Source organism: Methylobacterium sp. Ger2507 (assembly GCF_055231875.1).
Window position 1 is genome coordinate 3,625,280 of the sequence record NZ_JBUYVC010000001.1, and the last position, 18,966, is coordinate 3,644,245.

Here is an 18,966-nt window from a genome sequence, read left to right on the forward strand (position 1 = left end):
GCGCAAGGGTTAAGGCTCAAGGATCAAGGCGCAAGGGCGGGGAAGGGGGGGCACCCGACGGAAATGGCGTGCTCCGCGCGGGATCGGGTCAAGCGTCTGTTAACGACGATGCCGCTAACTCATCCGTGAACCGCGCCGCTCCCGGCGGCGGACCCGTTTTGAGTACATCCGGCCAATCATGCGCGCATCGGGACGGCTTCCCTACTCCCATCGTGATCCTTCGCGCCCCGTTCGCGGTGGCGATCGCCTCGGCCTGTCGATCGGCGCCCTGGCACACCGGTTGATGAACCTGCGCGCGACCCTCTCGCGTCGCCTTGCCGGTCCGCCGCAGCGGCCGGACTACACGGTGGCGGCCACCCGGCCGACGCCGAGCTGGATGACGAGCCCGCAGGCCCTGGTCGGCCGCAACGAGGTCGGCCTCGCCTTCCGCCCCGCCCCCGCGATCCAGGCCTGGCCGGCCCAGGTCTTCGACGACCGCGCCACCCTCGACATGATCCCGGCCCGGGTGGCGCCCACGAGCCGTCTCGACGACGGCCTGATGGACCCCGACGCCCTCGCCCCCCGCGTGCTGATCCGGACGCCGCGCCGCCCGGCCGCGATCATGCCCGAGACCTCCGAGGCTCCGGCTTCCGCGCCGATGCCCGAGCCGGGTCCGGCCGTGCGCTACACCCGCACCCCCGATCCGGTGCTGCACGAGCGGCGCCAGCGCGCCCTCGATGCCGAGCGCAACGCCCGCGCCCAGGCCCATGCCGAGGCGGAAGCCGAAGCGCTGCGCCTGCAGGCCGAGCAGGATTCCCTGCGCCTCGCCGCCGAGGCCCGGGAGCGCGCCGTCCTGGACGCCCAGGCCCAGGCCGAAGCGCTGGCCGCGCAGGTGCCCGAGCCCCTGTGGCGCCAGCCCTTCGTCGCGCCGCCCGGCGTGCGCTTCTTCCGCAGCCCCGATCGCCGCCAGACCCCTCCTGCGGCGGACGTTGTTCCCCCGGCGGACATGCCTGTCCGCGAAGCGCCCGCGAACGAACTCGCCGCCGTGCCGGTCTCGGCGGAGGTCGAGATCGAGGCCGGGACCGGCACGGCCGAAAGCCCGGTGGTCCTCGACGATCGCGACTGGTCGGACGTGCCGGACTGGTCCGAGGTCCACGCCTGGTTCGACGGACGCGACGGCGCCGCCCTCGATGCCTGGTCGGCGATCCAGGCGGAGTCCGCATCACTGCCGGTCGTCGAGATCGCAAGCTCGGAAGAGATCGTCTCGCAAGAGATCGTCGCTGAAGAGATCGTCTCGGAAGAGATTGTCTTGGAAGAGATCGTCTCGGAAGCGGTCATGGCGGAGCAGGACGCTTCGGTGACCGAGCCGGCCCGGACCGGTGCGCCGGCCTATCGCCTCGAGCATCTGGTGCGGTTCGAGCCCTTCGGCCCGCCCTGCCCCGTCGACGGCCAGGACAACGCGCTCCCGGTCGGGACCGCGATGCCGGCCCGCCCGGCGCCGCTCCACGCCATGGCGGCGCGGGCGGCGATCCGCGCCGGCCGCCCGGCCGCTTCGGCGGCGGCAATCCTGCCCGTGGCCGCTGTCGCGGCGCTGGCTCAGGCCCCCTCCCCTGCCGTCTCGGACGCGCTCGGCTTCGTGCCGGTGGCGCCTTTCGTCCCGGTTCCGCGTGCCGCCGAGCCGGCCTTCGTGCCGACCCCGATCCCGGCCCGGCCGGTGCTGCTGCGCAACCCCAAGGGCACCCCTGCGCCCGAGATCTCCGCGCCCGAGATCTCCGCACCCGAAATCTCTCCTCCCGAGATTTCCGCTTCCGAGACTCTCGTCTCAGAGATTCCCGTCGCTGAAATGTCTGTCGTCGAGTCCGCGGTCCCGGCCGTGGAGCCCGAGGCGCCCGTCGCGGCGTCCGTGCCCGTCGTCACCCTGTCGCGCGCCATCCTGCCCGAGCGCCCGCTGCTCATCCCGGCCGGGCGGCACGTGCCGATGTCCTTCGTGGAGAACGCGGATTACGAGCACCCCGCCCTCGAACTCCTGGCCGAGCCGCCCCTGAACGAAACCGAGGAGGTCGATGCCGACGTGCTGGAGCAGAACGCGCTCAACCTCCAGCAGACGGTGCAGGATTTCGGCGTGCGCGGCGACATTCTCGCGGTGCGTCCCGGTCCTGTCGTCACCCTCTACGAGCTGGAGCCGGCCCCCGGCACCAAGTCGAGCCGCGTGATCTCGCTCTCGGACGACATCGCCCGCTCGATGTCGGCGGTCTCGGCCCGCGTCGCCGTGGTCCCCGGTCGCAACGTCATCGGCATCGAATTGCCCAACGAGACCCGCGAGACGGTGTACCTGCGCGAACTTCTCGCCTCGGCCGATTTCGGGATGAGCAAGCACAAGCTCGCCCTGTGCCTGGGCAAGAACATCGGCGGCGAGCCGATCATCGCCGATCTCGCCAAGATGCCTCACCTGCTGGTGGCGGGCACCACGGGCTCGGGCAAGTCGGTCGCCATCAACACCATGATCCTGTCGCTGCTCTACCGGATGAAGCCGGAGGAGTGCCGCCTGATCATGGTCGATCCGAAGATGCTCGAATTGTCGGTCTATGACGGCATCCCGCACCTGCTCTCGCCCGTGGTCATCGATCCCAAGAAGGCGGTCATCGCCCTCAAGTGGGCCGTGCGCGAGATGGAGGAGCGCTACAAGAAGATGTCCAAGATCGCCGTGCGCAACATCGACGGCTACAACGCCCGCATGGCCGAGGCCCGCGCCAAGGGCGAGGTGATCACCCGCGAGGTCCATACCGGCTTCAACCGCGAGACCGGACAGGCCGTCTACGAGACGGAGGAGATGGACCTGTCGGCGCTGCCCTACATCGTCATCGTGGTCGACGAGATGGCCGACCTGATGATGGTGGCGGGCAAGGACATCGAGGGCGCGATCCAGCGTCTGGCCCAGATGGCGCGCGCGGCCGGCATCCACCTGATCATGGCGACGCAGCGCCCCTCGGTCGACGTCATCACGGGCACGATCAAGGCCAACTTCCCGACCCGGATCAGCTTCCAGGTGACGAGCAAGATCGACAGCCGGACGATCCTGGGCGAGATGGGCGCCGAGCAGCTGCTGGGCCAGGGCGACATGCTGTTCATGGCCGGCGGCGGGCGCACGACGCGCGTGCACGGTCCGTTCTGCTCGGATTCCGAAGTCGAGAGCGTGGTCGCCCACCTCAAGCGCCAGGGCCGGCCGTCCTACCTCGAGGCCGTCACCGCCGACGACGGCAGCGGCGACGAGAAGCCGACCAAGGGCGCGAAGGCGGACAAGGCCGACCGGGCCGAGAAGGCCCCGTCGAACGAGATCGAGGACACCGACGCCCCGATCTTCGACGCCGGCGCCTATGCGGGCAGCGGCGGCATCGATCCCGGCGCCGAACTCTACGACCAGGCGGTGCAGGTGGTGATGCGCGACCGCAAGGCCTCGACCAGCTACATCCAGCGCCGCCTCCAGATCGGCTACAACCGCGCCGCCTCGATCATGGAGCGGATGGAGATCGAGGGCATCGTCGGCCCGGCCAACCATGCCGGCAAGCGCGAGATCCTGATGGAGGGCGGCCACGCCGCTTCCGGCATGATGTATGACGACGATTGAGCCACAGACCTCGCGTACCGGACCCTGTCCGGCACGATCCGTCATCCCGGGGCCGCGTCGCGGAGCCCGGGATCCGGACACATAGGGTGCGCAAAATTTGACGCTGTCGGCGGTTCCGGATCGCGCGCCGCTGGCGCGCCCCTTTGGGGCCGGGCTCGCCTGCGGCGCCCCGGAATGACGGTGGGGCGCCATCGGCATCGCGCTTCCTGGACTGCGTGGGGGGCGTCGCTGGCTTCGGGATCGTCCGGTGTCCTGCCTTCGGTCGATGCCCGATCCCACCCGTCGCATATTCGCCACAGGGCCGGCTTCTAAGCGGGCGTCGCCCGCACAATCCGTGAATCGCCTCAAGGGAGCGTCCCGATGATCGGCCGCCGTCACCGCCTCGCCGCCGGTCCGCTGCTCGTCCTGGCGGCGGGTCTCGCCCTGCCGCAGCCGGCCTCCGCCCAGGTCTCCTCGTTCCTCGACGGCCTGTTCGGCCGCAAGGAGCAGCCGGCCCCCGCGCCGGAACCGGAGCCCGAGCCCGCCCCGGCGGCTCCCGCCGCCCCGCCGAAGAAGCCCGTGGCCCAGGCGCCGAAGGCCGCCAAGCCGTCGGACAAGGTGGCCGCCGACAAGGCCGCTGCGGCCAAGGCCAAGGCGGAGTCCAAGTCCGCTGATTCGAAGTCCACCGATCCGAAGGCCGGCGATCCGAAGGCTGGTGCCAAGGTCGCGGCCGTGGGCGCGCCCGCCGCCGCCATCGCGCCGGAGGCGGACGACGCCACCGTGATCGCGCAGGCCAACGCCTACTTCAACGGCATGACCACGCTCACCGGCAACTTCATTCAGATCGGCCCGGACGGGCGCCGCATCGGCGGCAAGCTGACCCTGGCCAAACCCGGCCGCCTGCGCTTCGACTACGACCAGCCCTCCCCCCTGGAGATCGTGGCCGACGGGACCTCGGTGGCGGTCAAGGACCGCAAGCTCGGGACCCAGGACCTCTACTTCATCTCGCAGACGCCCCTGAAATTCCTGCTGCGCGAAAAGATCGACCTCGCCCGCGACCTCTCCGTGATCGACGTGGCCAACGATCCGGGCGGCCTGCGCCTTTCCCTGGAGGACCGCTCCACGCTGGGCGGCACCTCGAAGATCCAGCTGTTCTTCGATGCCGAGGTGAAGACCCTGAGCCAGTGGCGGATCACCGATCCGCAGGGCTACCAGACCACGGTGCAGCTCTCGAACCTGCAGAAGGGGCGCGCCGTGGAGGGCAATCTGTTCTTCATCAATTACGGCCGCGCCGAGGACAAGGCGGCCGAGCGCCAGATCCGGGCGCAGTAGCGCGTCGGGATCCAAACCTCCCGTGGTGTCCCGGCCCGAATTCCAAGACGCCGGTTTTGCCGCCCGCGTCGTCTTTCCGGGCCCTGCTTCGCAGTCCCGGAAAGACGACGCCGTTCGTCTGAGATTCGGTCCCATGAGCGGGGCCGGCATGGCCCACCCGACCTTGTCGGGCCGGGGCCGATGCGGCTAAGCGTCGGGCTCGCATCGTACGAGCCGAGCCCATGCACGACATCCGCGCCATCCGCGAGAACCCGGACGCCTTCGATGACGCCCTGCGCCGGCGCGGGCTGGCGCCGCTCGCCGTCGAACTCATCGACCTGGACGACCAGCGCAAATCCGCGATCTCGGCCGCGCAGGCCAACCAGGAGCGCCGCAACGCCCTGGCCAAGGAGATCGGCGGCGCCAAGAAGGCCCGGGACGAGGCCCGGGCGCAGGACCTCATGGCCGAGGTCGCCCGCCTGAAGGACGCGGCACCGGCCCTGGAGACGGCCCAAGCGGAGGCCGCCAGGACGCTCGACGACCGCCTCGCCGCGATCCCGAATCGCCCGAACCCGGAGGTGCCCGAGGGCGCCGACGAGCACGGCAACGTCGAGTACCGCCGCTTCACGGCCCACCGGCCGCAGCTTGCCACCGGAAAGCAGCATTTCGAACTCGGCGAAGCCTCCGGCCTGATGGATTTCGAGGCCGCCGCGCGGATGTCCGGCGCCCGCTTCGTGGTGCTGAAAGGCCAGCTCGCCCGCCTGGAGCGGGCGCTGGGGCAGTTCATGCTCGACCTGCACACGGGCGAGCACGGCTACACCGAGGTGGCGCCGCCGATCCTGGTGCGCGACGAGGCGATGTTCGGCACGGCGCAGTTGCCGAAGTTCCGGGACGACCAGTTCCAGGCGGGCGAGCACTGGCTCATCCCCACGGCGGAAGTCCCCCTCACCAACCTCGTCCGCGAAAGCATTCTGCACGAGGAGGAGCTTCCCCTGCGCTTCACCGCCCTGACCCCGTGCTTCCGGGCCGAGGCCGGGTCGGCGGGGCGCGACACCCGCGGCATGCTGCGCCAGCACCAGTTCAACAAGGTCGAGCTGGTTTCGATCACCAATCCGGAGCAGTCGGCCGCGGAGCACGAACGCATGCTCGGCTCGGCCGAGGCGGTGCTGAAGAAGCTCGACCTGCCCTACCGGATCATGACCCTCTGCACCGGCGACATGGGCTTCGCCTCCCAGAAGACCTACGACATCGAGGTCTGGATGCCGGGCCAGGAGACCTTCCGGGAGATCTCGTCCTGCTCGGTCTGCGGCGACTTCCAGGCGCGACGGATGAACGCGCGCGTCCGTGCCCGGGACGGCAAGGCGGTCCAGTTCGTCCATACCCTCAACGGGTCCGGCGTCGCGGTCGGCCGGGCGCTCATCGCCGTCATGGAAAACTACCAGAACCCGGATGGCAGCGTCACGGTGCCGTCGGTGCTGAAGGCCTATATGGGCGGGATCGACCGGATCGAGGGGTTCAAGAGCTGATGCGCATTCTCGTCACCAACGATGACGGCATTCACGCGCCGGGGCTCGAGACCCTGGAGGGGATCGCCCGCGCCATCTCGGACGACGTCTGGGTGGTCGCGCCCGAGACCGACCAGTCCGGCGTGTCGCACTCGCTGTCGCTGAACGACCCCCTGCGCCTGCGCCAGGTCGCCGAGAAGCGCTTCGCCGTGAAGGGTACGCCGTCCGACTGCGTGATCATGGGCGTGCGCCACATCCTCAAGGACCACGGGCCGGACCTCGTGCTCTCGGGCGTCAACCGCGGCCAGAACGTCGCCGAGGACGTGACCTATTCGGGCACCATCGCGGCGGCGATGGAGGGGACGATCCTCAACGTGCGCTCCATCGCGCTGAGCCAGGCCTACGGGGCCGGCGGGCGCGGCGCCATCAAGTGGCACTGCGCGGCCGAGCACGGCCCCGGGGTCGTCCGCAAGATCCTCGACATCGGGATCGAGCCCGGCATCGTCGTCAACGTGAACTTCCCGGATTGCGAGCCGGAGGAGGTCGTAGGCACGGCCGTGACCGCGCAGGGGTTCCGCAACCAGGCCCTGCTCCAGATCGATGCCCGCCAGGACGGGCGCGGCAATCCCTATTTCTGGCTCGCCTTCGCCAAGGCCACCTTCCAGCCCGGCCACGGCACCGACCTCAAGGCCATCGCCGAGAAGCGCATCTCGGTCACGCCGCTGCGCCTCGACCTCACCGATGAGCCGAGCCTGACGCGCTTCGCGCAAGGGTTCTCGGCGCAGGGCTTCGCCGCGTAGGGCGACGGGCGCGGAACCGGTCGAGAGCCAGCCATGATGCACGAGGGCTCGATCGAAGATGCGGCCTTCGTCATGGCCCTGCGCGGCCGTGGCGTGCGCGACACCGACACCCTGCGGGCGATGGAGCGGGTGCCGCGCGAGCGCTTCGCCCCCGCCCATCACCGCGACCTCGCCCGGCGCGACCTCGCCCTTCCGCTGCCCTGCGGCCAGACCATGACGGCGCCGACCACGGTGGCGGCGATGCTGAAGGCGCTGGCCCTGCGCCCGGGCGCCCGGATCCTCGAGATCGGCACCGGCTCGGGCTACGTCACCGCCCTGCTGCTGCGGCTGGGCGCCGCCCATGTCCGCAGCCTCGAGCGCTACGCCACCCTGGCGGACGACGCCCGCGACAACCTGGTGCCGGAGGACCGGGTGCTCGCCGACATCATCCTCGGGGACGGCCTGCATCCGGCGACCCTGCGGGGGGCGGAGCCTTTCGACCGCATCCTGCTCAACGGAACCGTCCCGGCGATTCCCGACCACTTCGCCGGCCTGCTCGCACCCGGCGGACGCCTCGTCGCCCCGGTCGGGCGGCCGGAGGCGGCCGGCCTCGTCACCTGGACCCGGATGGCGGACGGCAGCCTCGAAAATCGCCCCGGCGCGGCCCTGCGGCTCGCCCCGCTCACCCCCGGCCGCGCCTGCGTCCTGTAGGCCGAAAGGTTTCCGCGCCGGTCCGATCATCGCGCAAACGTGGTGAATCGGAACGGTTGCTTAACCTGAATCCGGTTTGAATGACGTCATCAAGTTGCGTCAGGCAAACAGGTGCGTCGATGCGGGTTCGCGGGACTGGTCGGGGATTGAGGACGCTGTCGCGTTTCGCTCTCATCGGTGTGATTGGAGGCGGTGCGGCCGCCTGTTCTTCGGATGCGTCCCGTTTGGGCGATCCTTTCGGCAACCCCTTCGCCTCGAACCTGTCGAGCGAGCCCGCCGCGACGGGCAGCCTGCCGGAGGGCGAGATCGCCCCGGCACCGGTGGTGCGGACCAGCCGCATCCAGTCCCAGGCCCTCGGGGCTCCGGGCGCGGGCATGTCGCCCCGCCCGATGGCGGCGGCTCCGGCCGCGGCCCGCTCCCAGACCACCCGCCTCGCCTCCACCGAGCCGGTTTCGGGGGGCATGAGTTCCGGCGGCGGCATGACGGCGTCGGCGGTGTCGGGCATGAACCCCGATGCGGCCCGGATGAGCACCCGCGCCGCCCCGGCCGCCCCGGCCCCGAAGATGATCGACCGCGCCGCCGAGAAGCGCGCCGCCGAAGCCCGCCGCGAAGCCGAAGCCGCCGAGGCCAAGCGCGAGGCCGAGGCCGCCAAGCTCACCGAGGCCCGCAGGCTCGTGGAAGCCGCCAAGGCCGGCGAGGCCCGCAAGAGTGCGGAGAAGACCGCCGAGAAGGCCGCGGGCGCCGCCAAGCTCGCCGAGGCGCGCCGGACCGCGGACAAGGCCGCCGAGGCTGCCAAGCTGGCCGAGGCCCGCAAGGGCCATGTCCGACCCGGACAGGTCGCCAAGGCCGACGACAAGCTGGTCCGCAAGATCGAGATCAAGGAGGCCAAGGCCGAAGTGAAGGCCGATACGGCCAAGGCCGACGCCGCCAAGGAGGCCGCCAAGGAGGCGTCCAAGAAGGCGAAGGCCGCCGAGGCCGAGGCCAAGCTCGCCGAAGCCAAGCTCGCCAAGGCGGAAGCCGCCAAGGACGCGGCCCGCAAGGTCGCCGAGGCGAAGGCCGCCGAGACCGCTGCCAAGGACAAGGAAGCCACGAAGGCGCCGGTGAAGGTCGCCGCAGTGGAGCAGCCCAAGGCCGAGCCGGCCAGCACCGGGTCGGTCGCCGCTCCCGAGCAGTCGTTCCGCTGGCCCGCCAAGGGCCGGGTGATCTCCGGCTACGGCACCTCCGGCAACGAGGGCATCAACATCTCGGTGCCCGAGGGCACGGCGGTGAAGGCGGCCGAGGACGGCACCGTGGCGTATGCGGGCTCCGACGTGAAGGGCTACGGCAAGCTCGTCCTGGTGCGGCACTCCAACGGCTACGTCTCGGCCTACGCCCATAACGGCGAGCTCGACGTGCGTCCGGGCGAGAAAGTGAAGCGCGGCCAGACCATCGCCAAGTCCGGTGCCTCCGGCAACGTGACCTCGCCCCAGCTCCACTTCGAGATCCGCAAGGGCGCGACCCCGGTCGACCCGATGCCGCACCTCGCCAGCAACTGAACGTCGCCATCCCGGTTCGGACAGGAGAACGGCGGCCCCGCGGGGCCGCCGTTTCGCGTTTCAGCCGGGCCTCAGCGCCCGGTGCGCACCCGGGTCCAGCTCCGGGTGACGAAGCGCTGGGTGCGGTCGTCCCAGGCGGTGTTGGTGGACAGGCGCTGCATCGTCGCCTCGTCCGGGTAGATGCCGGTATTGGCCAGGATCTCGGGCTTGACGAATGTCTTGGCCGCGCCGTTGCCGCTGGCATAGGAGACGAAGTTGGTGTTGGCCGCCGCCACCTCGGGTCGCATCATGTAGTCGAGGAAGCTGTGGGCCTCGGCCGGATGGGGCGCGTCCTTCGGGATCGCGAAGGCGTCGAACCACATCGGCGCGCCCTCGCGCGGAATAAAGTAGCCGATCTCGACGCCGTTCTTGGCTTCCTCGGCGCGCTTGCGGGCCTGCATCATGTCGCCGGAATAGCCGACCGCGAGGCAGAGGTCGCCGTTGGCCAGCCCGTTAATGTATTCCGACGAGTGGAACTTGCGCACCGAGCCCCGCACCTTGAACAGCGCGTCGGTGACCTGGGAGATGTCGTCCCAGCGCTTGGAATCCGGCTTGAGACCGTAGAACGGCAGCAGGCTCGGGATCAGGTCCTCGGGCGAATCGAGCAGCATCACGCCGCAATCCTTGAGCTTGGCCATCAGGCCCGGATTGAGGACGAGGCTCCAGGTGTTGAGGGGCTGGTTCGCCCCCAGGCGCTCGCGCACCAGGGCGAGGTTCACGCCGAGGCCGGTGGTGCCCCACATGTAGTCGACCGCGTAGGTGTTGCCGGGGTCGTAGGTGGCGAGCCGCGCGGCGATCTCGGGCCAGGCATGGACGAGGTTGGGGATCTTCGCCTTGTCGAGGGGCTGGAACACGCCCGCCCGGATCAGCCGCTGCAGGAACGGCCCGGAGGGCGCCACCACGTCGTAGCCCGAGCGCCCGGCCAGCAGCTTGGTCTCGAGGATCTCGTTGTTGTCGTAGGTGTCGTAGACGACCTTGATGCCGGTCTCCCGGGTGAAGGCCTCCAGCACCTTCGGGTCGATGTAGTCCGACCAGTTGTAGATGTTGACGACGCGCTCGCCCTTCGGCGCGGCCGTCTCGGCGCGGGCCCCGGGCAGGCCGAGCGCCAGGGCGGCGAGCGCCCCGGCGATCAGCCCTGCGGCGGAAATCCCCCCGGAGAGGAGCGCGCGGCGGGTGCCGGCTCGGATCATGCCTGTCCTTTCGCGGCGACCACCACGATCTCGACCAGGTATTCGGGGGCGGCGAGCTTGGCCTCCACGGTGGCGCGGGCGGGCGGGTTGTCCTGGGGCACCCAGGCATCCCAGGCGGCGTTCATCTCCGCGAAGGTGGCGATGTCGGCCAGATAGATCGTGGTGGTGAGGATGCGGCTCTTGTCGGTGCCGGCGGCCGCCAGCAGGCGGTCAATCTCGCCCAGGATCTCCTGGGTCTGCGCGGTGACGCCGGCGCCCACCACGGTCCCGGCGACCTGGCCGGCGAGGAACACCATGTCGCCGTAGGTGACGGCCTGGCTCATGCGGGGACCGGATTCGAAGCGCTGGATCGGCGTGGCCTGGATCGTCATGGCGGGAATACGTGCCTTTCACATGCCGGACCGGCGCCCCGTGGCGCCGGGACGTCCGGCCCAGCGTTGTGCCGCGCCGGGTGCCCGAGCGTAAAGAGGCCCGGCGCGCGATCCCTTGGACGCAACACGACAAAGTCGCGTGCCGCAGCGCAACTCATCCCACGGGTGCGGCGTTCTCACCCCAGGCAGAGGCCAAGGCGACACAGCCAGCCGTCACGGCCAGGGAAGTCCGACCCAGAGGGTTCGGCCAAAAAGTTCGAGGATCAGCTCATGGGTATCATCTGGACCATCATCATCGGTTTCCTGGCCGGTGTTATCGCCAAGTTCATCATGCCGGGCAGCAATGAGCCGGGCGGCTTCATCCTGACCACGATCCTCGGCATCGTCGGCGCCTTCGTCGCCACCTTCCTGGGCCAGGCGCTCGGCTGGTACGGGCCCAACCAGGGCGCGGGCCTCATCGGCGCCGTCGTCGGTGCCATCGTGGTCCTGGCGATCTACGGCTTCATTCAGGGCCGTCGCTCGACCACCACGCTCTGATCCCACCCGGATCCGAAAGGTCGAACGAGAAGGGGCGCCTCACCGAGGCGCCCCTTTTTCGTGTCCGACGGGATTTCTGTCCGGTCGAGAGGGCGCAGAGGCCGGCCTCTGCGCCCGGTCGTTCTCAGGCCTCCGTCACGGCCTTGACGGCGCAGTGGCCGGTAGCGCCCCGGATGGCGAGGCCGGCGCCGACCACGAGGGCCGCAAGGCTGAGCCACTTGTTCGGGCGCGGCTGCGCGGCGGCGGCCGCGATGCCGAGGCCGAGGACCACCGAGACGGCGCGTTCCGTGGTGGTCAGGTTCGGGGTGCCGCTGAAGATGTCGTGGATCATCGCATTGGCCATGTCAGGCGTCTCCTGTGCTGCGTCGCGGGGCGAACGCGGCGGAGGGAGCGCCGTTCCACCGTGGGGCGTGCGGCGCGGCACGACGACGTCGCGCAGGCCCGGGTTCCGGCCGCGTTCCTAGCGGGCGTTCGGCAGCCGCACCGTGACGCCGGGCCGGCCGGCCTGCGCCCCACCCTGCGCCTGCGCTTCGGCGGGCGCATCGGCCGAGGCCGGCGGCGGGCCGCCCCAGCGCGTCGCCTCGATGTGCACCGTGCCCCAGCCGGTGGCGACCGTGATCGACACCGGCAGCAGCAGCGTCCCGTCGAGGATCGGCGCGAAGCGCACCTGGATCTCGTCGTTGTCGGCCATGCGCCGGACATTGCTGCCGCCCGAGCGGTGCCCGGAGATCGGCACCCAGCGCACCCGGCACGCGAGGGCGGGTCCCTGGTAAGCGCCCTCGGTCACCGCCACGAGAGTGCCGCGGGACAGCACCAGGTCGGCACGCGTCGCCCCGTCGAAGACGGCGATACGCCGGTCGCACAGGCCTGGCTCCAGGGGAGCAGGGCCGAGTGGAATCGTCAGCATGGTCAGGGGATCGACCACGCCGACCCGGTCCTCCGGCGCCACCGGGACGCGGTCCGTGCGCGGGGCCGGAGGCGGCTCGACGCTGGCGCTGCGCACGCGGCCGCCGGCGAGATCCAGCGCGACCGCGACCGGCTTGCCGCCGTAGCGGCTGTCGACCCGGAAGGTGGCGGTCACCGCGCCGGTGCGGGTCGTCGATCCGGCGACCACGGCCCTGCCGGCACCGTCGAAGAAGACGCCCGCGAGCCCGTGCAGAGCCGCGTCGAGTTCGAGGGCGTAGCGGTCTCCGGCCCGCTCGACGACCAGGGTGGCTTCGCCGGCCTGCAGGTTGAGGACGCTCAACCCATAGACGACGCTGAAGCGGCGCGTGGGCGCATCGCCCGCGGCCTGCGCGCAGGTCGCGCCGGCGCCGAGCGCCAGCCCCGCCAGGACCGGGGCGTATCTGTGCCTGCGACCGGACACCGGCGTCATGCCCCAGCGCGCCAAGGGCGGCGCAACGATTGTCATATCAACGTCCGGCCCAGGTAGTATGCGCGCTTCGGCACCTCTCGCGCCGTCCGGGACACCCCTCGTTGGACCGATACGCTCTCTACTTCACGCCCGCTCCGGGCTCGGCTCTGGCCGCTTTCGGGGACGCGATCCTCGGTCCCGGTCCAGGGCTAGGTTCCGTGCCCGTGCCCGGGGCGCTCGCGGATCTCGTCGCCGCCCACACCGCCGCGCCGCGCGTCTACGGCTTCCACGCCACCCTGAAGGCGCCGATGCGGCTCCGTCCGGGCATGACCGAAGCCGATGTCTTCGCGGCCGCCGAGGCACTGGCGGCGCACCGGGCGCCCCTGCCCGCCGGTCCCCTGCGGGTGGCCGCCCTCGGCGATTTCCTCGCCCTGGTGCCGGCAGCAGCGCCCCCCGCCCTCAGCCTTCTCGCCGCCGAGTGCGTCGCCGCCCTTGATCCCCTGCGCGCGCCCCTGACCGACGCCGAGCGGGCCCGCCGCCGTCCCGAACGCCTCGACCCGCGCGGCCGGGCGCTGCTGGAGCGCTGGGGCTACCCGCACGTGTTCGAGGCCTTCCGCTTCCACATGACGCTGACGGAGCGGCTGAATCCGGAGGCGCGGGCGGCCGCCCTGCCCGTTCTGGCCGAGGCCGCCGCCGGTCTTCCGGACCTCGTGATCGATGGGGTCAGCGTGGTCGGACAGGCCGGCGCCGCGCCGTTCCGCCTGTTGCGCCGCCTCCCCTTCCGCCCCTGAAGGAACACCCGATGGTCTCCGACCGCCTCGGCCTCGAACCGGCCGTCCACCCCACGGCTCAGCTCTGGGATTGCCGCCTCGGCCGCTACACCGAGGTCGGCGCGCGCACCCGCCTCAGCGAGACGCATCTCGACGATTATTCCTACATCGCCGAGGACGGGCAGGCGAACTATGCCTCCGTCGGCAGGTTCTGCTCGATCGCCTCGCACGTGCGGATCAACCCCGGCAACCACCCGATGGAGCGGGCCTCGCAATCCCACTTCACCTATCGGGCCAGCGCCTACTGGCCGGGGGAAGCGCAGGACGAACCGGCCTTCTTCGCCCGGCGCCGCGCCCTGCCGGTCACCATCGGCCACGATGTCTGGATCGGCCACGGGGCCGTGATCCTGGCCGGGCGCACCGTCGGCACCGGGGCGGTGGTGGGCGCGGGCACGATCCTGACCCGGGATGTCGCACCCTACACCATCGTGGTCGGCAATCCGGGCCGCGTCGTGCGCCGCCGCTTTCCGGAAGCGATCGCCGAGCGTCTGCAAGCTTTGGCCTGGTGGGACTGGGACCACGCGCGCCTGGGCCGTGCCCTGCCGGACTTCCGGTCCCTTGGTATCGAAGCTTTCCTCGAGCGCTACGAAGGCGAAGACACCTGACTCCGTCTTTCGTTTAGCCGAACAACTGTCATGAACCTGTCGCGCGGGACGGGTTTACCGGCGTTCATCGTGAATAGCCGGATACCCGCATGCTGATCCTCGAAGATCTGACGCGCCGCTACGGCGACCGCCGCGCCGTGGACGGCGTCTCGCTCGCCATTCCCCGGGGCCGCTTCGTCGGTGTGATCGGGCGCTCCGGGGCCGGCAAGTCGACCCTGCTGCGGATGATCAACCGCCTGGCGGAGCCGACCGGCGGCCGCATCCTGTTCGACGGCCTCGACGTCACCGGCCTCAAGGGCCGCGACCTGCGGCGCTGGCGCACCCGCTGCGCCATGATCTTCCAGCAGTTTCACCTCGTCGGCCGCCTCGACGTGCTCAGCAACGTCCTGATGGGCCGGCTTTCCGAGGTGCCCCGGCACCGCTCGCTGCTCAAGCTCTGGTCCGAGCGTGAGCGCGCCCTGGCGCTGGCCGCCCTCGACGCCTTCGGCATGGGCGACTTCGCCGGCCACCGGGCCGACCAGCTCTCCGGCGGCCAGCAGCAGCGCGTCGCCATCGCGCGGGCGATGATGCAGGCCCCCGACCTGATCCTGGCCGACGAGCCCGTGGCCTCCCTCGACCCGCGCAACACCCGCATCGTCATGGACGCCCTCGCCGAGGCCAACCAGCGCCACGGCATCACCGTGCTGTGCAACCTGCATTCCCTCGATCTCGCCCGCACCTATTGCGACCGCCTCGTCGGCCTCGCCGATGGCCGTCTCGTGTTCGACGGCGCCCCCGCCGACCTGACCGAGGACGTCGCCCGCCAGCTCTACGGGCTGGAGGCGGGCGAGGTCATGGACGCGCCCGCGCCCGCCCGCCGCGCGCCCTACCCCGCCGCCCTCGTCGCCTGATCCTGAAGTCAACCATCCGGAAGATTGCCATGCTGACCCGTCGATCCCTCGCCGGAGCCCTCGCGCTCGCCCTCCTCGCCGCTCCCGCCGCCGCGCAGGACTGGAAGGTGGCCTATCCGGAACTGACCCTGGCGGTGATCCCCGCCGAGAACGCGTCGGGCACCACCGATCGCTACGCGCCGATGACCGCCTATCTGTCGAAGGCTCTCGGCGTGCCGGTCAAGCTGCGCATCGCCAACGACTACGCCGCCGTGATCGAGAGCCAGCGCGCCGGCAACGCCCAGCTCGCCTTCTACGGCCCCGCCTCCTTCGCCCGCGCGGTGATGACCGGCGTCAAGGTCGAGCCGATCGTCAACCAGCGCCACAACACCGGCGCCTCGGGCTACTACTCGGTGATCTACGTGCGCGCCGACAGCCCCTACAGGACGATCGAGGACCTGAAGGGCAAGAACCTTGCGCTGGTGGACCCCAATTCCACCTCCGGGAACCAGGCGCCGCGCTTCTTCCTGAGCAAGGCCGGCTACCCGGTCGACACCTTCTTCGGCAAGACCGTCTATGCCGGCAGCCACGAGAACGCGGTTCTCGCCCTGGTGCAGGGCACGGTGGACGCCGCCGCCAACCTCTACAACACCGACACCGACACCATGGTCACCCGCATGGCCGCCAAGGGCATGCTGAAGAAGCCCGACGGCACGCCGATGAGCCAGGCCGATTTCCGCGTGGTGTTCAAGTCCGACTTCCTGCCCGAGGGCCCCTTCGCCATGCTGTCGAGCCTGCCGGACGCCTTGAAGACGACGATCCGCGATGCCCTGGTGGCCCTGCCCACGGCCGACAAGGCGGCCTTCGACCGGCTCTCGGACGGCAAGGACCAGGGCCTCACGCCCGTGACCCTGAAGGACTACCAGCCGGTCATCGAGATGCTGAAGTTCAACGACAACCAGCGCCGCAAATCGTGAGCGCACCCCGTGTGAGCCGCCGGTGACGGCCGATGCCTGAGCGGATCACGCCCCTGCCCCCGGACCGAGCCGCCCTTCTGGCGGGGGCCTATGACGGCGCCGTCGCGGCGACCCGGCGCCGGATCTGGGCCGGCCTCGCCGTGCTCGCGGTCCTCACCGCCCTCGCCGCCCAGGCGGCCGAGGTGCGCCCGCTCGTGCTCGCGGCCCATATCGGCCGGTTCACCGACTACATCGTCCAGATCCTGCCCCACCTGACCCTGGGGAACCTGCGGGGCGATCTCGCCGAATGGTACTGGGGCTGGCCGAAATGGCTGGCGCTTCTGGGCGAGACCCTGCTGATGGCCTATCTCGGAACCCTGTTGGGGGCGATCGCCGGGTTCTGCCTGTGCTTCTCCGCCGCCGCCAACGTCACGGGAAGCCGGATGACCTGCTTCCTGGTGCGGCGCGGGCTCGAATTCTGCCGCACGGTGCCGGAGATCGTGTTCGCGCTCCTGTTCGTCATCGCCTTCGGCCTCGGGCCGATGGTGGGCGTGCTGGCGCTGGCGATCCACAGCACGGGGGCGCTGGGCAAGCTGTTCTCGGAGGTCGTCGAGAACATCGACCTGAAGCCGGTGGAGAGCCTGACCGCGGCCGGGGCCGGGCGGATCGAGACCCTGCGCTTCGCCGTGCTGCCGCAGGTGCTGTCGAACTTCGTCTCGTACGGGCTGCTGCGCTTCGAGATCAACGTGCGGGGCGCCGGCGTCATGGGCTTCGTCGGGGCCGGCGGCATCGGGCAGGAACTGCTCGTGGCGATCCGCAACTTCTACTACGCCGACGTCAGCGCGATCCTGGTCCTGATCATCCTCACCGTGATGGCGATCGACCTCGGCACCGAGCGCCTGCGCCACCATCTCCTTGGAAGCCTGCGATGACCGGTCCCGACCTGAGCCCGGCCGAGATCGCCGCCCTGCGGCAGCGCTTTCCGGAGAGCTTCCGCCCGGCCTGGCGCGGCCGCCTCGTCGCGGGCCTGGCGCTCGCCGCCCTCGCGGCGCTGTCGGGCTACGCGCTGGTGCGCCTCGATTTCTCCGCCGCCCGCCTGCTCGCCGGCCTCGGCCGCCTCGGCGAATTCAGCCTGCTGATGCTGCCGCCGGAGGCCGGCGGACGGGCCTGGACCTTCCTGCAGGCTTTGGCCGAGACCCTCGGCATCGCCTTCATCGGCACGCTGACGGCGGCCCTCGTGGCCTTTCCGATCGCATTCCTGGCCGCCCGCAACGTCGTGCCGAACCCGTTCGTGCATGTCACCGTCCGGCGCGGCCTCGACGTGGTGCGCTCCGTCGACGTGCTGATCTGGGCGCTGATCTGGATCAACGTGGTCGGGCTCGGCCCCTTCGCGGGGGCGCTCGCCATCGCGTGCGCGGATGTGGGGGCGCTCGGCAAGCTGTTCTCGGAAGCCGTCGAGACCGTTGACGGCAAGGCCGGCGAGGGCGTCTCCGCCTCCGGCGGGGCCGAATTGCACCGCATCCGCTTCGGCCTGATTCCCGCGGTGCTGCCGGTGCTCGGCAGCCAGGTGCTGTACTTCTTCGAATCGAACACCCGCTCGGCCACCATCATCGGCATCGTCGGCGCGGGCGGCATCGGCCAGTACCTCACCGAGCTGATCCGCGTCCTCGAACTGCGCCAGGTCGCTTTCCTGATCCTGATGATCCTCGTCACCGTGGCGATCATCGACGTCGTCTCCGGACGCCTGCGCCGGGCCCTGATCGGCGGCGCGGCGCGCTGAGGCCGAACGCCGAACGCCGAACGCCGACCCCGGCCTCCCCCGTCAGCCCGGCAGGCCGTCCCCCGAGACGGGGCCGATCCGCTCGGCCGCGAAGCGCGCGCGCAGCCAGGCGGCGGCGGGGCCGCAGGGCCGCTGCTTGTGCCAGACCAGTTCCAGGGCGATCGGCCAGTCGCCCGCGTCGAACTGCAGGTCCGGCGTGACGAGGTACGGCGCCGTCAGCGACGAGGCGATGACGTGGTCGGTGACGAAGGCCCAGCCGATCCCGTGCTTCACCAGCTCCAGGATCACCCAGTGGCTCTCCACCCACCACACCTCGGCGGCCACCCGCAGGCGGCGCTTCTCCGGCCCGTCGCTGCGCGCGGCGACCAGGATCTGGCGGTGGCGCTTCAATTCCTCCCATTCCACCCGCGCCTTGGCGAGCGGGTGGTCGCGTCCGCACACGAGCTTGAGGGGCACCCAGCCGATGGTCTGGAAGCCAAGCTCCGTGGGCAGCACCTCCTGGCGCCACATCACCCCGAGATCGGCGGCGCCGGACTGCACCATGCGGCTGACATCCTCCATCAGGGGGAACAGCAGCTCGAGTTCGACGAAGGGAAAGTGCCGGGCGAAGTCGGCGAAGAGCGCGCCCAGGGCATGCTCCGGATACAGCTCGTCGATGGCCACCACGAGGCGGTTTTCCACCCGCTGCTCCAAGCTGCGGGCCACGCCGATCAGGTGCTCGCGCCGGTCGAGCACCACCCGCGCCTCCAGCAGGAGCCGCTCCCCCGCCGGGGTGAGCACCGGGTTGCGGCCCGCCCGGCTGAACAGCGTAACCCCGAGATCGGCCTCAAGATTCGCCACCTGGGTGCTGACGGCCGACTGCGCCTTCTGCAGCATTCGGGCGGCGCCGGAGAAGGACCCGGCCTCGGCCGCCGCCACGAAAGCCTGGAGCTGATCGAGCGAGACGGCCATCTATCTGATCCTCAGATACCTACTAACTTGTCGAACCGGGTATCGCAGATAGAAGACCCG

General features: G+C 70.7%; 18 protein-coding genes. 13 read left to right on the top strand and 5 right to left on the bottom strand.

Annotated elements, in window-relative coordinates; genetic code table 11:
• The first annotated feature begins 283 nt into the window (after nt 1-283).
• The 6 genes from ACV7NL_RS16705 (at nt 284) to ACV7NL_RS16730 (ending at nt 9,424) form a co-directional block, all read left to right on the top strand.
• Nucleotides 284-3,604 carry a DNA translocase FtsK gene (locus ACV7NL_RS16705; protein WP_463356274.1) on the top strand — a complete coding sequence of 1,107 codons (3,321 nt, stop codon included), beginning with the start codon at nt 284-286 and terminating at the stop codon, nt 3,602-3,604.
• Nucleotides 3,605-3,964: 360 nt separating this feature from the next.
• The gene (locus tag ACV7NL_RS16710) at nt 3,965-4,915 is read left to right on the top strand and encodes a LolA family protein (protein ID WP_056487019.1); all 951 of its coding nucleotides are present in this window, start codon (nt 3,965-3,967) and stop codon (nt 4,913-4,915) included.
• 221 nt (nt 4,916-5,136) lie between these two features.
• Complete coding sequence (gene serS, locus ACV7NL_RS16715) at nt 5,137-6,420, top strand: serine--tRNA ligase (protein WP_056487016.1); 1,284 nt, start codon at nt 5,137-5,139, stop codon at nt 6,418-6,420.
• Nucleotides 6,420-7,199: a 5'/3'-nucleotidase SurE gene (gene surE / locus ACV7NL_RS16720; protein WP_056185331.1), complete on the top strand. Its 780-nt coding sequence runs from the start codon at nt 6,420-6,422 to the stop codon at nt 7,197-7,199. The genes serS and surE overlap by 1 nt, the downstream gene beginning before the upstream one ends.
• A 33-nt stretch (nt 7,200-7,232) precedes the next feature.
• Entirely contained in the window at nt 7,233-7,889 is a 657-nt protein-coding gene (locus ACV7NL_RS16725) for a protein-L-isoaspartate O-methyltransferase family protein (RefSeq protein ID WP_463356275.1), read from the top strand.
• Nucleotides 7,890-8,008: 119 nt separating this feature from the next.
• Complete coding sequence (locus ACV7NL_RS16730) at nt 8,009-9,424, top strand: M23 family metallopeptidase (protein WP_463356276.1); 1,416 nt, start codon at nt 8,009-8,011, stop codon at nt 9,422-9,424.
• 71 nt (nt 9,425-9,495) lie between these two features.
• Here ACV7NL_RS16730 and ACV7NL_RS16735 read toward each other — a convergent pair whose 3' ends face one another.
• Nucleotides 9,496-10,653: a polyamine ABC transporter substrate-binding protein gene (locus ACV7NL_RS16735; protein ID WP_463356277.1), complete on the bottom strand. Its 1,158-nt coding sequence runs from the start codon at nt 10,651-10,653 to the stop codon at nt 9,496-9,498.
• Nucleotides 10,650-11,024 (bottom strand): RidA family protein, encoded by a 375-nt coding sequence (locus ACV7NL_RS16740; protein WP_056487008.1) that lies wholly within the window; start codon nt 11,022-11,024, stop codon nt 10,650-10,652. The genes ACV7NL_RS16735 and ACV7NL_RS16740 overlap by 4 nt, the downstream gene beginning before the upstream one ends.
• A 270-nt stretch (nt 11,025-11,294) precedes the next feature.
• Between ACV7NL_RS16740 and ACV7NL_RS16745 the strand changes: the two genes are divergently transcribed.
• Nucleotides 11,295-11,561: a GlsB/YeaQ/YmgE family stress response membrane protein gene (locus ACV7NL_RS16745; protein WP_056185315.1), complete on the top strand. Its 267-nt coding sequence runs from the start codon at nt 11,295-11,297 to the stop codon at nt 11,559-11,561.
• A 124-nt stretch (nt 11,562-11,685) separates the two neighbouring features.
• On the opposite strand, the gene ACV7NL_RS16750 is transcribed toward ACV7NL_RS16745, so the two are convergent.
• Both ACV7NL_RS16750 and ACV7NL_RS16755 read right to left on the bottom strand, forming a co-directional pair.
• A complete protein-coding gene (locus ACV7NL_RS16750; protein ID WP_056185312.1) occupies nt 11,686-11,904 on the bottom strand; it encodes a YgaP family membrane protein in 219 nt (72 codons plus the stop codon).
• Nucleotides 11,905-12,021: 117 nt separating this feature from the next.
• Nucleotides 12,022-12,972, bottom strand: coding sequence for a DUF3108 domain-containing protein (locus ACV7NL_RS16755; RefSeq protein WP_463356278.1), 951 nt, complete (start codon nt 12,970-12,972; stop codon nt 12,022-12,024).
• Between the two features lie 65 nt (nt 12,973-13,037).
• Here ACV7NL_RS16755 and ACV7NL_RS16760 point away from each other — a divergent pair, with 65 nt between their 5' ends.
• From ACV7NL_RS16760 to phnE (ACV7NL_RS16785), 6 genes are all read left to right on the top strand, one after another.
• Nucleotides 13,038-13,706 carry a DUF1045 domain-containing protein gene (locus ACV7NL_RS16760; protein ID WP_463356279.1) on the top strand — a complete coding sequence of 223 codons (669 nt, stop codon included), beginning with the start codon at nt 13,038-13,040 and terminating at the stop codon, nt 13,704-13,706.
• 11 nt (nt 13,707-13,717) lie between these two features.
• Nucleotides 13,718-14,350, top strand: coding sequence for a DapH/DapD/GlmU-related protein (locus tag ACV7NL_RS16765; protein ID WP_463356280.1), 633 nt, complete (start codon nt 13,718-13,720; stop codon nt 14,348-14,350).
• A gap of 89 nt (nt 14,351-14,439) precedes the next feature.
• Entirely contained in the window at nt 14,440-15,240 is an 801-nt protein-coding gene (phnC, locus tag ACV7NL_RS16770; protein WP_056486994.1) for a phosphonate ABC transporter ATP-binding protein, read from the top strand.
• 29 nt (nt 15,241-15,269) lie between these two features.
• Entirely contained in the window at nt 15,270-16,196 is a 927-nt protein-coding gene (gene phnD / locus ACV7NL_RS16775; RefSeq protein WP_463356281.1) for a phosphonate ABC transporter substrate-binding protein, read from the top strand.
• Between the two features lie 32 nt (nt 16,197-16,228).
• Nucleotides 16,229-17,107 (top strand): phosphonate ABC transporter, permease protein PhnE, encoded by an 879-nt coding sequence (phnE, locus tag ACV7NL_RS16780; RefSeq protein ID WP_463356282.1) that lies wholly within the window; start codon nt 16,229-16,231, stop codon nt 17,105-17,107.
• A complete protein-coding gene (phnE, locus tag ACV7NL_RS16785; protein ID WP_463356283.1) occupies nt 17,104-17,955 on the top strand; it encodes a phosphonate ABC transporter, permease protein PhnE in 852 nt (283 codons plus the stop codon). The genes phnE (ACV7NL_RS16780) and phnE (ACV7NL_RS16785) overlap by 4 nt, the downstream gene beginning before the upstream one ends.
• A gap of 42 nt (nt 17,956-17,997) precedes the next feature.
• Here phnE (ACV7NL_RS16785) and ACV7NL_RS16790 read toward each other — a convergent pair whose 3' ends face one another.
• Nucleotides 17,998-18,906 carry a LysR family transcriptional regulator gene (locus ACV7NL_RS16790; RefSeq protein ID WP_056185292.1) on the bottom strand — a complete coding sequence of 303 codons (909 nt, stop codon included), beginning with the start codon at nt 18,904-18,906 and terminating at the stop codon, nt 17,998-18,000.
• Nucleotides 18,907-18,966: the final 60 nt, after the last annotated feature.